Source organism: Larkinella fluvii (genome assembly GCF_051857545.1).
In the GTDB taxonomy this organism is placed as follows: domain Bacteria; phylum Bacteroidota; class Bacteroidia; order Cytophagales; family Spirosomataceae; genus Larkinella.
The window spans coordinates 640,956-654,840 of record NZ_JBPZHB010000005.1 but is presented as its reverse complement, the minus strand read 5'-3'; the positions used below and the strand labels follow the sequence as shown (position 1 = coordinate 654,840).

The 13,885-nt window shown below is 55.0% G+C and carries 11 protein-coding genes; all 11 read left to right on the top strand.

What is annotated here, in order from left to right:
• Positions 1–13 precede the first annotated feature (13 nt).
• The 11 genes from ACS5NO_RS16120 (at position 14) to ACS5NO_RS16070 (ending at position 13,879) form a co-directional block, all read left to right on the top strand.
• Complete coding sequence (locus tag ACS5NO_RS16120) at positions 14–541, top strand: DUF4199 domain-containing protein (RefSeq protein WP_439416120.1); 528 nt, start codon at positions 14–16, stop codon at positions 539–541.
• 106 nt (positions 542–647) lie between these two features.
• Entirely contained in the window at positions 648–1,376 is a 729-nt protein-coding gene (gene gldF / locus ACS5NO_RS16115) for a gliding motility-associated ABC transporter permease subunit GldF (RefSeq protein ID WP_439416119.1), read from the top strand.
• Between the two features lies 1 nt (position 1,377).
• Complete coding sequence (locus tag ACS5NO_RS16110; protein ID WP_439416118.1) at positions 1,378–1,725, top strand: VanZ family protein; 348 nt, start codon at positions 1,378–1,380, stop codon at positions 1,723–1,725.
• A gap of 109 nt (positions 1,726–1,834) precedes the next feature.
• A complete protein-coding gene (locus ACS5NO_RS16105; RefSeq protein WP_439416117.1) occupies positions 1,835–2,962 on the top strand; it encodes a mandelate racemase/muconate lactonizing enzyme family protein in 1,128 nt (375 codons plus the stop codon).
• A gap of 170 nt (positions 2,963–3,132) precedes the next feature.
• Positions 3,133–6,483: a SusC/RagA family TonB-linked outer membrane protein gene (locus tag ACS5NO_RS16100; protein WP_439416116.1), complete on the top strand. Its 3,351-nt coding sequence runs from the start codon at positions 3,133–3,135 to the stop codon at positions 6,481–6,483.
• 23 nt (positions 6,484–6,506) lie between these two features.
• A complete protein-coding gene (locus ACS5NO_RS16095) occupies positions 6,507–7,955 on the top strand; it encodes a RagB/SusD family nutrient uptake outer membrane protein (RefSeq protein ID WP_439416115.1) in 1,449 nt (482 codons plus the stop codon).
• Between the two features lie 46 nt (positions 7,956–8,001).
• The gene (locus ACS5NO_RS16090) at positions 8,002–9,234 is read left to right on the top strand and encodes a sialidase family protein (protein ID WP_439416114.1); all 1,233 of its coding nucleotides are present in this window, start codon (positions 8,002–8,004) and stop codon (positions 9,232–9,234) included.
• A gap of 71 nt (positions 9,235–9,305) precedes the next feature.
• Positions 9,306–10,361 carry a sialidase family protein gene (locus tag ACS5NO_RS16085; RefSeq protein WP_439416113.1) on the top strand — a complete coding sequence of 352 codons (1,056 nt, stop codon included), beginning with the start codon at positions 9,306–9,308 and terminating at the stop codon, positions 10,359–10,361.
• A gap of 31 nt (positions 10,362–10,392) precedes the next feature.
• Positions 10,393–11,361, top strand: a complete 969-nt coding sequence (locus tag ACS5NO_RS16080; RefSeq protein WP_439416112.1) for a dihydrodipicolinate synthase family protein — start codon at positions 10,393–10,395, stop codon at positions 11,359–11,361.
• An 89-nt stretch (positions 11,362–11,450) separates the two neighbouring features.
• The gene (locus tag ACS5NO_RS16075) at positions 11,451–12,518 is read left to right on the top strand and encodes a tRNA wybutosine-synthesizing protein 4 beta-propeller domain-containing protein (RefSeq protein WP_439416111.1); all 1,068 of its coding nucleotides are present in this window, start codon (positions 11,451–11,453) and stop codon (positions 12,516–12,518) included.
• Positions 12,515–13,879, top strand: coding sequence for an MFS transporter (locus ACS5NO_RS16070; protein WP_439416110.1), 1,365 nt, complete (start codon positions 12,515–12,517; stop codon positions 13,877–13,879). Before ACS5NO_RS16075 ends, ACS5NO_RS16070 begins: the two co-directional genes overlap by 4 nt.
• Positions 13,880–13,885: the final 6 nt, after the last annotated feature.

The following is a 13,885-nucleotide window of genomic DNA, read 5'->3' as shown; positions in this document are numbered from 1 at the left end:
AACACGCACTGAAATGGAAGAAAAACCCTCTACCGCTCGTCTGGCCCTGAAATGGGGATTAATCTCCGGGGTCATTTTCATGATCTATACCACCGCCATCAATGTCACCGGCCAATTTTCAAACACGGCATTGCCCTGGCTCAGTCTGGTGATTTCCGTTACAATTATTGTAATGGCGATGCGTGAATATCGTACGTTGAACAGCGGTTTTATGAGTTACGGTGAAGGCGTAAGTATAGGAACTCTGGTATCGGTCATTTCAGGGCTGATCTCCGTCACCTACAACCTGATCTACACCTCGTTCATCGATCCAACCATTCGTCAGCAAATTCTGGACAATGCCCGGGAGCAGATGGAAAACCGGGGAATGCCCGACGAGCAGATCGAACAGGCGATGGAATTTACCGAAAAACTCCAGGGACCCGGCTTACAGTTTTTGATTGGTATCCTGGTTGCCGCCATTTTTGGCGCGCTCATTTCACTGGTCGCAGCCGCCTTCATCCGCCGGAACCGTCCGCCTTTTTCAGATTTTCAAAATTGATAGAGAGGAAAGACGTTAGACAAGAGAAATGAGATAAAAATATACCGATACCTGATAAAGCGTACGTCTTTGCTCTCTTGTCTAACCTCTCTCGTCTTATTAAACCATGCTCCCTGTTTTTCGGAAAGAAATCAACGGTTTTTTTAGCTCGCCGGTCGCGTATGTCATCATGGTCGTCTTTCTGACGGCGGTGGGGCTGATGTTGTGGGTTTTTCCGGACACCAGCCTGCTGGACTACGGCTATGCCGACCTGGGCGTTTTTTTCAACCTGACGCCCTACGTCATGCTGTTTCTGATTCCGGCCATTACCATGCGGTCCATTGCCGAGGAGGTACGGGCCGGGACCATTGAGTGGCTGCTGACCAAACCGCTGACCCGCTGGCAGTTGGTTCTGGCCAAATTTGGTGCCAACTGGCTGGTTGTCATATTGTTATTGCTCCCTACCTTGCTGTACTATTATTCGGTCTACCAACTGGGTAATCCGGTGGGCAATCTGGATTCCGCTGCGGTTTTCGGTTCCTACATTGGGTTGGTGTTACTGGGGGGCGTCTTTGTGGCGGTGGGCCTGTTTGCTTCTTCTATCAATGAAAATCAGGTAGTTGCGTTTGTCGTCGGCGTGTTTTTGTGTTTTTTGCTGTACGTCGGAATCAGTTCGGTGGCCGGTTTGTCGTTCTGGGGAACGCTCTCTTATCCACTCACCTGGCTGGCGCTCGATGCGCAGTACCAGGCGCTGGGGCGTGGTTTGATCGATTCCCGAAACGTGATCTATTTGCTCAGTGTAATTACGGTTTTTCTATTTCTGACCGAGTGGCGAATGACCGCCCTCACCCGCTGATATGCGACTCGAAGTGCTGGTAAAATGGGCCGCTATCGGCTGGACCATCATTATTTTTATTGGCTGTGCCTGGCCGAGTGACTATCCCTCACCAGGGGTAACGGTCAATGATAAGTTTCTGCATGTCAGTATCTTTGGCCTCTGGGGTTTGCTCTGGGGAACCATCTACCGGTTTCCACTGCGACTTTTTATCATCGGTGTGGTTTATGGCTTTTTGATTGAAATCTATCAGTTGGTCATGCCCATTAACCGCGATTTTGAGTGGCTCGATCTGGCGGCTGATGCGGTCGGGATTGCGGGCGGTTTACTGGTTAGCATCCTTCTAATGCGGAAAATCATGAAGGGTTGATCGATTACTTAATTTTCATTTTTCGATAAATTTGTTGTGAAATAGTAGGAAATAAAACGGCTTTCTTTTTTATTTGCTCTTATATGTACCACATAAGTACATTAAATAGATGAAGATCACGGACATAACCACCCACCGGATTCGCCTGAGTGCCGAAGCCTGGTTTCATCCCCGGCCCATTCCGCCCGGACATGTTCCCTACTGGGAATTTCCGCTGACGACCCTGCACACCGACGACGGCATTGAAGGCTACACCATGGATTACGGGCCGCTGGGGCAGGGGCGGGCGTCGGCCTACGCCGTGCATGACGTCTATTACCACGAACTGGTTGGGAAAGATCCGTTGAATCACGAAGCCATCTGGCAGGCGATGCGGTCGAAACAGCGGCATTTGTATAACCTCCGGGAAGCCATCTGGGGTAATCTGGATGTGGCGTTGTGGGACATCAAAGGCAAAGCCGCCGGGATGTCGATTGCCAAACTCCTGGGTCAATACCGGGACAAAGTACCCACCTATGCTACCTGTCCCCCGCAAACCGTTCTGACGGTTGACGAAGTGGAACAGGAAGTCCGCCAAAAAATCGGACAGGGTTTTCGGGGGATCAAACTGCAACTGTCGGGTGGTTCGGCGTTGGATATTCCCCGCCTGCGGAAAGCACGGGAGGTGGCGGGTGACGGTTTTCCCCTCATGCTCGACTCGTCGGCGGTGTTGACCTTTGAAGACGCGCTCAAAATTGGGTATGAGCTGGACGATCTGACGTATGAATGGTTCGAAGAACCGTTTCCGGATGCGCACCTCGTGCTGCTGAAAAAACTGTCGCAAGCTATCCGCACCCCGGTTCTGGCCGCCGAAACCGTTGGCCTATTTGAATTGCCGCACTACATGACCGAAGGTGCCATTGACCTCATTCGGGCGGATGTTCACCACAAAAGTGGTGTCACCGGGCTGATGAAAGCCATGGGCATGTGCGAGATGATGGGCTACGGGCTGGAAATTCATACCGCCGGTGCTCCTCTGCTGGATGTGGCAAACTTGCATGTGGGCTGTGCTACGAAGCTCTCGCGTTTTCTGGAAAGCCACCATCCCATGTTCCGGTTTGGCCTGAAAACCGATCCGCTGGAAATTCGCGAAGACGGTTGTCAACACTGTCCCACCGGCCCGGGTCTGGGCGTCGACCTGGATTGGGATTGGCTGGATAACCATACCGTCGACGTGATCCGGGGATGCGCGTATTGAATCAGTCCTGAGTAGTCCTTAACCCGTATTATTTTTTCTGATAGAAATACAAAAAACAGGGACTGCTCTTGGAATTTTCTTTCTTTCTTTTCAATATTGTGTAATTATGTACTACTTATTTACATAATAACAAGAGTCCTTTCCTAACACAACCTTACCTTATTTCGATTATGATCAATCCTCTATTTCGAGCCATAAGCTTGATTGGAATGCTGGCATTGCTGTTCAGCGGACCGGTCGCGTTGGCACAGGCCCGGCTTCAGGTGCAGGGTCGCATTGTCGGCGGAGATGGCGACGGCCTGCCGGGTGTCAGCGTCGTCATCAAAGGAACATCGACCGGCACGGTTACGGACACCGAGGGCAACTATACGGTTAGCGTTCCCGATCCGAAAAGCACGCTGGTCGTGTCGTTCATCGGCTACGTCAGTCAGGAACTCGCCGTCAATGGCCGCACACGGCTGGATGTGAAACTGCTGGAAGATGTGAAAGCGCTGAATGAAGTGGTCATTGTGGGCTACGCTGAACAGTCGCGGGCCAAAACCACGGCATCCGTATCGAAAATCGATGTGCAGGAACTCCGCAACATTCCGTCGGCGAGCCCGATCCAGGCCTTGCAGGGAAAACTGGCCGGGGTTTCGGTGCCGGTTTTGTCCGGACAGCCGGGGGCTGCCGCCAGCATTGTCATCCGGGGTGGCACCACCCTGAATCCTTACGGAACCGGCTCGACCGGCAGTGGCACCAACCCGGTTTCCAGCATCCAGGCCAGTAATCCCCTGGTCATCGTCGACGGCGTTTTCCGGAGCTTCAACGATGTCAACCCCGACGATATCGAGTCGCTTCAGGTGCTGAAGGATGCCGCTTCGACCGCTGCCTACGGTGCGCGCGGGGCCAATGGTGTGATCATCATCAAGACCAAAACCGGCAAGTTCAACGGCGGAAAAAGCAATGTGACTTTCCGGTATCAGCACGGGGTGGAAACCCAGGCCCGTAACTACAATTACCTGAATGCCAGAGAATACCTGAATCTGGCCCGCCGGACCTGGGCGCGTGGCCTCGACGTTTTCGACATCAACCAGAAGCTGTATTCCGCCGGTAATTCGGCCACTACGCCCACCTACACCCAAAAAGGGCAATATGGCAACGCGGTTTTTACGACTGCTTACCAGGACAATCTGGTGGCGGTTGAAGGCCAGCCCTACGTCGATAACCTGCTGGCCAACGGTTGGGAAACGATGGACGATCCGGTCAATCCGGGCCGAACGATTATTTTCAAGGACAGTCAGTATCAGGACGTGGTTTGGAACACGGCTGCAACCAACAACTACAACATTGGAATCGATGGCGGCACCGAACGTGCCAGTTACAACGTATCGCTGGGCTACATCGATCAGGGTGGGGTTTTTCTGGGTACGAATTACAAACGCTTCAGCTCGCTGGCCAACGCCAATTTCAAAGTGAGCGACCGGTTTCGGCTGGAAACCAACGTCTCTTACCTCTGGAACGACAATAAATTTCTGTCCAACAACCAGGTGCAGTTGACGCGCAGTGTGCGGGTGCCACCGCTGAACCGCCTGTATTACGACAACGGTTTACCAGCATTAGGCGAAAGCGTTTCGGTTCGGAACCGGCTCCACGAGTTGTATTACCAGGATTTAAGCTCCAACAACGACCAGGCGACGTTCCGGCTGGCGGGTGATCTGGAAATCGCCAAAGGGCTGCATTTCCGCCCGTCGGCTTCGCTCTATATCGTTCAAAACCGCTATCTATTTTTTGAGCGGGCTTTTCCCGGACAACAACGCCAGCGCGACAAGGCAGAAGAACTCACGCAGGACAAGCAGTTTATGACCGACCAGATTTTGCAGTATGACAACACGTTTGGCGGAAAGCACAACCTGACCGCCCTGGCCGGTTTCAACTTTACCCGCCGGGTTGAGTACAATTTGCGGGGAACGGGGCAGCGGTCTACGGATGATTACCAGACCACTTTTAACGGCAATCCGCCGACGACGGTGATCAACGGCGTTCAGCAACCGAATTTTGGGTTAACATCGGGCTATTATGAAACCAAAACCGCCAGCCTTTTCGGTCAGGTGAATTACGATTACGATGGCCGGTATCTGCTGGGGGCTTCGCTGCGGTACGACGGTTTTTCGAGTTTTGCGCCCAACAACCAGTACGCGCTGTTTCCCTCGGTTTCGGCGGGCTGGAATGTTCACCGGGAAAATTTCTGGAAAGTTCAGGCAATCAATCAGTTGAAAGTGCGGGCGAGCTACGGGCAGACCGGTTTGTCCGGATTGAGTTACACGGACACCTACGGTGGCTATGGGTCGGCTCCGTACGGCGGCAATGGTGGTATTTTGCGGACCACACTCGCCAACCCGAACCTGCTCTGGGAAACCACCGAAACCATCGACGGCGGTATCGATCTGAACCTGTTCAACCGGGTGACGCTGATCGTCGATGTGTATAACAAACTGACCAAAAATCGCCTGGATAACCTGCCGTTGCCCACCGAAACCGGCTTCAACAGCATCCGCTATAACGTCGGCAAACTCCGCAACCGGGGCGTTGAGGTCGAGTTGGGGGCTACGGTGCTGAAAAAGGGCAACTTTGCCTGGAATACCAATTTCTCGTTTGCGTTCAACCGAACCACCATCGTTGAATTACCCGACAATGGCCGCGATAAAAACCGCATCAACGGCGGCTTGATTTATGACCCGGCCACGGGCAAGGATATTGAAGTCGGTGGCTACGCCGAGGGCGAGCGTCCCGGCGGTTTGTGGGCTTTTCAGTCGAACGGTATTTTTGCCACCGACGAAGAGGCCAAGAGCGCACCCAGGGATTTGCTCGTCACCAGCGTCGCACTCGGCAAACCCAAACACGGCGGTGATGTCAACTGGGCCGATCTGAATGGCGATGGTCAAATCGACGGTAAAGACCTGGTATTCATCGGTTATCGGGTTCCGGACAAGATTGGCGGGATGCAGAATACCTTCACCTGGAAAGGCTTATCGGCCCGGTTTACGATGGATTATGCCCTCGGACACGTCATCAGCGACGGCGCGCTGGCCCGGGCGATGGGACAGGCAAGAGCCTCCAACGAAGGGGCACCCCGCGAAGCCCTCAGCGACGAAACCTGGCAGAATCCGGGCGAAACCGGGAAATACTACCCCCGTTTCAGCTTCGGCGATGCCGACTTTGGCTACCGGAATCACCTGCGGCAGGTGACGCAGGTCGGCTACAACCAGGTAGGGCTGGACGACGGCTATGGCAGCGACAACTCCATTTATTACTCGAAAGGCGACTGGCTGGCTCTGCGGGAGCTTTCGTTTTCGTACCAACTGCCAACCGCAATGGCCCGTCGGATTTTTGCGGGCTCGGTTCAGCTCAACGCCGGGGTCTACAACATTGGGTATTTGACGAAATACAAGGGACTGAATCCGGAAGTCTACAAGGGATACGATGAAGGTGGTTATCCGCGTCCGCGTCAGTTTATGTTCGGAGCCACCATCCGGTTTTAATCAGGCATTCAATCGCTGCACTCATGAAAAAGACATTCATTCAATTCCTTTTGTTGACGGCGACGGGCTGGCTCGGCTCTTCCTGTCAGGATATTCTGGAGGTAAAACCGCGTTCGCAGATCACCAATCAGGTTTTCTGGCAGAGCGAAGGCGACTTCACCACCTACATGACCGGCATTTACCAGCGGTTTCGGGGTCACATGAACGAGCAGGCTTTCGGCGAAGACCGGAGCGAGCTGTACGTTCAGGGATCGTTGCCCCGGTTTTCGGCCTACTGGTCGCAGGTCATCAATGCCGGCAACTCGCGTGACTGGACGGCATTTTACGGTACCATCGGACACGTCAATCTGCTGTTGCGACAGATCGACGGCTTTGCGTTCACCAACGAGGTGGTCAAAAAACGGACGCAGGCCGAAGCCCTTTGCGTTCGGGCATACCTATACTATTACATGGCCAAAATCTGGGGCGATGTGCCGCTGGTGCTCGAACCGGTGGTCGATGAGAACGTACCACTGGTGGCCCGAACCCCCGTTGCCGACGTATTCAAGCAGGTCTTTGCGGATCTGGACCAGGCCCTTGCGCTCTTCCCGGAAGCTGGTTATCCGGATAAAAACCGGTTTTCAAAACCGGCCGCCTATGCCTTCAAAGCCGACGCGAAGCTGTGGACGGCCAAAATGCTGGGGGGCGGCAATGCGGATTTCAACGAGGCTCTGGCGGCCATTGCGGAGGTTGAAAAATCGGGGGTGAGTCTGTTGCCGGTTTTTCGGAATGTCTTTTTGTCTACCAATAAAAAGAACGCCGAAGTGATTTTTTCGCTGTATTTCAACCGCAACGAAACCGGTAGCGATATGTACGCCCGGTCTGCTCTGCCGTTGGCGAACTACTCGGGTACGGCCGCCAATGCCGCCGAGCTGCCGCTGGTGAAAGAACCGGGCAATGCCCAGGCGGGTTATGCCGCCAGTCCGGAAGCCCTGGCTTTGCTTGACACCTATCCGGGCGATGTTCGCCGGGAGGTGAGCTACATCTGGGAATTGCAGGGCACCAAAAAACTCATTGCCTGGCCCAATAAATTCCGGGGGACGTTGTATGCGGAAGACCGGCTGGCTGACGATGATGTGATTCTGTACCGCTTCGCCGACCTGTTGTTGCTGAAAGCCGAAGCGCTGGCGGCTTTGGGTCAGTCGGCACCGGCGTTGGTTGAATTGAACAAAGTCCGAAAACGGGCCGGTGTGGCCGACTTTATGGCGACCGATAAAAAGACGCTGGAAAAAGAAATTCTAGACGAGCGCGGCCGGGAGTTTTTCCACGAAAACAAACGCTGGTGGGATCTGGTCCGCTTCCACAAAGGCGGCACCATCAATGTCTACGAACTCGTGCCGAACCTGCGGGGAAAAACCACACCTTTGTATTGGCCGGTAGCCACGCGCGTGCTTTCGCTGAATAATCTCATTAAGCAGACCGAAGGTTACTGATCAATGTCCTGAATATATAGACTTCCTAAACCCTTACTTTTAAAACATGCGGATCTTCGTTTATTTTCTGTTCCTGAGCGTGTTGCTGGCGAATTGCAGGACCGCGAACCGCCCCGCTCAGGTGAGTGAGCAGCCGGTTTTTGAAACCACCGCTACGGTTTTCGATCCGGGAACGTCCTACGCGACGACCCGCATTCCGGCTTTGGTGATGACCACCAAAGGTTCGCTGCTGGCGTTTTGTGAAGCCCGCGTTAATAATTCCGGCGACTGGGCTGACATCGACATGATCATGCGCCGGAGCACGGATGGTGGGAAAACCTGGGAAGAGAACGTGGTTATTGCCGCCCGTGAAATCAAACGGCCGACGTCCAATTGCACCCCCATTGTCGACCGCGACGGCAAAACCATTCATGTGCTCTATCATCGGAACTACAGCAATTGTTATTACGTCCGCTCGACCGATGACGGCAAAACCTGGTCGGCACCGAAAGAAATCACCTACGCCTTTGACCAGTTTCGGCCCGAATACAACTGGAAAGTGCTCGCACCCGGCCCCGGCCACGCCATTCAGCTTCAGAACGGGCAGCACAAGGGGCGACTCGTGGTGCCGGTCTGGCTCTGCGAACCGAATCCCAAAATTCCGGGCGGTGACCACCGGCCTTCGTGCGTGGCCACGATTTACAGCGACGATTTTGGCCAGACCTGGAAACGCGGAGCCATCGTAGCGAACACCACTCCGGAAATCAAAAATCCGAGCGAACACGTTGCCATCGAAACCGCCGACGGGCGGGTGATGCTCAACATCCGCACCGAATCCGCACCGCACCAACGGATGATTGCCTACAGCCCGGACGGTGCTACGAACTGGACAAAGCCGGTTTTTGATGAGGAACTGTTCGACCCGGTTTGTATGGCCAGCCTGATTCGGGTGAGCGGCCCCGGCAAGGGCGGAAAAAACCGTATTTTATTCGTGAATCCAGACAGCCAAAATGATCCGGAATACCTCAACAAACGCAACGATTTTCGCAAACGGCAGAACCTGACGGCGAAGTTGAGTTACGACGATGGACAGTCGTGGCCGGTGCAGAAAGTGATCGATGCGGGCAAGGCGGGGTATTCCGATCTGGCCGTTGGTCCGGATGGCATGATGTATTGCCTTTACGAAACCAACGAAGGGTCAACCGAAACCTGGCGGTATCGCATTGTGCTCAAACGCTTCAACCTGGCCTGGCTCACGGATCAGAAAGATAAGGTCAACATGGTGTCTTTTACCCGCTAAATCTTATGAATTATTTCCTGAAACAATCGATAAAGTGCTGTATAGTAACGGTTTTAGGGTCTAGTGCGACTTTGTCTGCTGTAGCACAGCCTTACCATCCAAATCTCCCGATTCTGGATGTGTCCGGCGAGAAAAACCGGCACACGGTTATTGCCCGGGGAACGGAGGAAATCTACCAGGGCCACCCGACAACAGTCTTGATGCCCGATGGCAAGACGCTGTTTTGTGCCTGGTCATTCGATCACGGGGGCAAATGCGGCCCGCTGGCGAAGAGTACGAACGGCGGTGTGCAGTGGGAAATGATCCCGACGCCCGCCGACTGGAGCACGACCTTTAATTGCCCCAGTATTTATCACTTAACCGACAAAGCCGGGAAGGCGCGTCTGATGGTGTTTGCAGCTCGTCCGGGCATGTCCCAGACCTGGAGCGAAGACGGCGGCAAAACCTGGACACCTGTCAAAAGTCTGGGAAAACCGTGCGTCATGGCCTTTTCGAGCATCGTCAAACTACAAAACGGCGATTACCTGGGGCTGTATCACCGGGGACCGGACGACAAGGACAAATCTCCGCTGAAAATCTGGCAATCGATCTCGACCGACGGTGGAGTGACCTGGGGCGAATCGGTGATGGTGGGCGAAATGGAAGGCCGTTCGCCTTGCGAACCCGCCGTGTTTCGGTCGCCCAACGGCAAACAATTGCTGTGTCTGATGCGGGAAAACCAGCGGAAAGGCCGGGCGTTGATGATGACGTCGGAGGACGAGGGAAAAACCTGGTCGAAGCCCGTCGAAACGCCCTGGGGGCTGACCGGCGACCGCCATATGGTGCGGTATACGCCGGACGGCCGGATTGTGTCGGTTTTTCGGGATATGGCCCCCAACAGCCCCACCAAAGGGCATTTCGTAGCCTGGGTGGGGACGTACAACGACATTGTCAACGGTCTTTCGGGGCAATACCGGGTGAAACTGCTGCATAATTACGCCGGAACCGATTGCGGGTATCCCGGTCTGGAACTCCTGCCCGACGGTACGCTCGTGGCGACGACCTACATCAAATATGAACCCGGAACGAAAAAGCATTCGGTCGTCTCCGTGCGGTTCAAGCTCGACGATTTCGACAAGAGGCTTTAAAATTAATGAGAGTAGAATTGACCAAAACACCATGAACGTACCAAAAACCGAAGGACTGTTGTCCGCACCATTTACCCCCTTTCACGAAGACGGTTCCCTCAATCTGGAATTAATACCGGTTTTAATCGATAAAATGGTTGCCGATGGGCTGAGTGGCGCCTTCATCTGTGGCAGCAACGGCGAAGGCCCCAACATGACGACACAGGAACGCATGACCGTGGCCGAAGCGTTCGTGCAGGCATCAGCGGGGCGGTTGCCCATCTGGGTACACGTCGGGCATTCGAGTATTCGGGAATCGCAGGCACTGTTGCAACATGCACATTCGATCGGGGCCGATGCGGCTTCGTCGGTCGCTGCGTTTTACTTCAAACCCACATCGGTTCAGAATCTGGTCAGCAGCATGGCCGAAATCGCGTCGGCAGCACCCGAAATGCCGTTTTACTATTACCACATTCCGACCCTGACCGGCGTAGGCATGGACATGGTTGAATTTCTCCGGTTGAGCGAAAAACAGATTCCCAACCTGCGCGGAATTAAGTATACGGCCACGACGATCTGGGAATACCAGGTGTGTCTGCGGTATGCCAACAGCCGGTTTGACGTTCTGTACGGATACGATGAAATGTTACTGCCAGCCCTGAGTATTGGGGCAAAAGCAGCCATTGGCAGCACGTACAATTTTGCCGCTCCGCTGTATCTGGAAGTCCAGCGGCGCTACAACGCTGGGCAGATGGAGCAGGCGCAGGAGGGCATGGCCCACCTGATCGAGATGATCCGGGTGATGACCCAATTTCCGCCCATTCCGGCCCAGAAAGCCATCATGCACATGCTGGGGTACAACGTAGGGCCGTGCCGTCTGCCGTTGACCCGGCTTTCGGAGAATCAATACGATCAATTGTACACCGAACTGGAAACGATCGGTTTCTGGCAACGGCTCCGCGCGGCTTCGGAAACTCCGGTCGTTCTGTCGGCCACCGCTACGCCAAATGGTCAACCCTGAGTCGGTTTTTGAACGGGCTGGATGGCCCACCAACGCGGTTTTTTATAGACGTTATGACTCGAAACGGGTTTCTTGTTCTTCTCTTTTCAATGGTATATGATCTTGCTTTGGCGCAATCGCTGACCTGGCGAACGTTGCCTTCCGTTCCCGATCCGGTGGGGTTTGCGGGTTCTGTCGCCGGGATTAGCAACGGGGCTATGCTGGTGGGAGGGGGCGCTAATTTTCCCGATAATGTAGGTCCTTGGGGCAAAACGCCGAAAACCTGGTACGACGATCTGTTTGTGCTGGAAAAACCGGACGGTTCCTGGAAAAAAGTGGGTAAACTGCCGCGAAAAATGGGGTACAGCGTGGCCCTGACGGTACCTGACGGTGTTTTGTGCATCGGTGGTGCCGACGGGGAACGGCATTATCCGGATGTATTTGTATTGCAATACCAGCATGGACAGGTGACGACGAAAAGTCTGAGTCCGTTGCCATTGCCGCTGGCCAATGCCTGCGGGGCGGTTCTCAACGGAGTCGTTTACGTGGCCGGAGGGATTGAAACGCCGACCGACACCACCGCCGAAAACCTTTTTCTGAGCCTGGATTTGCGCCAACCCGAAGCCGGATGGCAGCGGTTACCACCCTGGCCGGGGCCGGGCCGAATGCTGGCCGTAGCGGGTGCGCAGGCCGGAAAATTCTATCTTTTCAGCGGTACGGAAGTTTTCGCGGAGCCAAAAACCGGAGCGATCAAACGCCGGTATCTGGCCGATGCGTATGCCTACGACCCCGCGCAACGAACCTGGACACGCCTGGCCGATTTGCCGAATCCCATTGTTGCCGCGCCCTCACCCGCTTTTCCGTCCGGCTCCAATCACCTGCTGGTGCCGGGTGGCGACGATGGGGCCAATGCCGACCGCAATCTGATTCTGAAAGAAAATCACCCCGGTTTTCGCACCGAAGTTCTGGCCTACCACATCCCGACCAACACCTGGACGGTTGTTGGCAACGTCAGTCCCAAAACCGGGGTGAATGACGACAATAAAAAACCGGCATTGTGGGCACCCGTTACGACGCCCGCAGTGGTCTGGGAAGGAAAATGGATTCTGCCCGGTGGCGAGGTACGACCCGGCCTGCGCACCAACCGGGTACTCATCACCAGCCCCACAACCCCATGAATCAACCCCTCAATGTGCCGGATCTGAAACCGGCCATCGGATACAAACCCTGGAAGAACCTGCGCTGGTGGGTGCTGGCGGTTTTGTTTCTGTCGGGTATTGTCAACTATGTGGATCGCAATGTGTTGTCGTTCACCATGATTGATCCGTCCTTCAAGCGGGATATGCTGGGGCTGCCCGCCGACGCGGTTCTGACCCCGGCGCTCGACGGGCAGTTTAAGGAACAGATGGGGTTTGTCGATGCGGCTTTCAAAGCGGCCTATGCGGTGGGCTTTCTGCTGACGGGCTGGCTCACCACGCGGCTGGGCCTTCGTCGGGGATTTTCGCTGTTTGTGATGATCTGGAGCCTGGCCGGGATGCTGACCTCGCTGGTCGGCTCGATCCGGTCGCTGGCGTTGGCGCGGGCGGGGCTGGCCGTTGGTGAAGCCGGGAATTTTCCGGCAGCTACGCGCACGGTGTCGGAGTGGTTTCCGCAAAAGGAACGCTCGATTGCGTTTGGTATTTTTAACGCCAGCGGCAACATCGGGATCATTCTGACGGCCTGGCTCGTGCCGTTTCTGACGCTGCAATACGGCTGGCGAAGTTGCTTTCTGCTCACCGGTTTACTCGGTATCGGGCTGCTGGTGGCCTGGCTGGTGATTTACCGCCCGCTGGCGGAACATCCCCGTTTGTCGCCCGACGAACACGCTTTGATTCGGGCCGATGAGGTTCCTGAGCCGGAGCGGGCTTCCGTGTCCTGGTGGCAACTGCTGCGCTACCGCCAGACCTGGGCGTATGCGGGATGTAAATTCCTGATCGACCCGGTTTTCTGGATTTACCTGACCTGGTTACCCGATTTTTTCAACAGCAGCGAAGCCCTGGACCAGAAGCTCGACCTCAAAAATCTGGGGTTACCGTTTCTGGTGATTTACCTCGTTACCGATGTGGGCAGTATTTTCTTCGGCTGGCTATCGAGTTACTTTCTCAAAATCGGCTGGTCGGTCAACCGCGCCCGCAAGATCACCTGGCTGATTTGTGCCCTCTGCGTGGTGCCGATAGTGCTGGCCGCTCAGACGCACAGTTTATGGGTGGCCATCGGCTTGATTTCACTGGCTACAGCGGCCCACCAGGGTTTTTCGGCGACCTTGTTCGCCAGCGTTACCGATCTGTTCCCCAAACCGCTGGTGGCCCCGGTCACGGGAATCGGGGGAGCGGTCGGGGCGATTTCCGGCGTTCTGCTGGCGCTGATCGCAGGCGTCATTCGCGTCCGGTATGGCTATTTTCCGCTGTTTGTGGTTGCTGCCTGCTCGTATCTGCTCGCGCTGGGGATCATTCATCTGCTGGTTCCGAAAATGGAACGGGTCACCCTGGCTTCTGAATAACTGCCG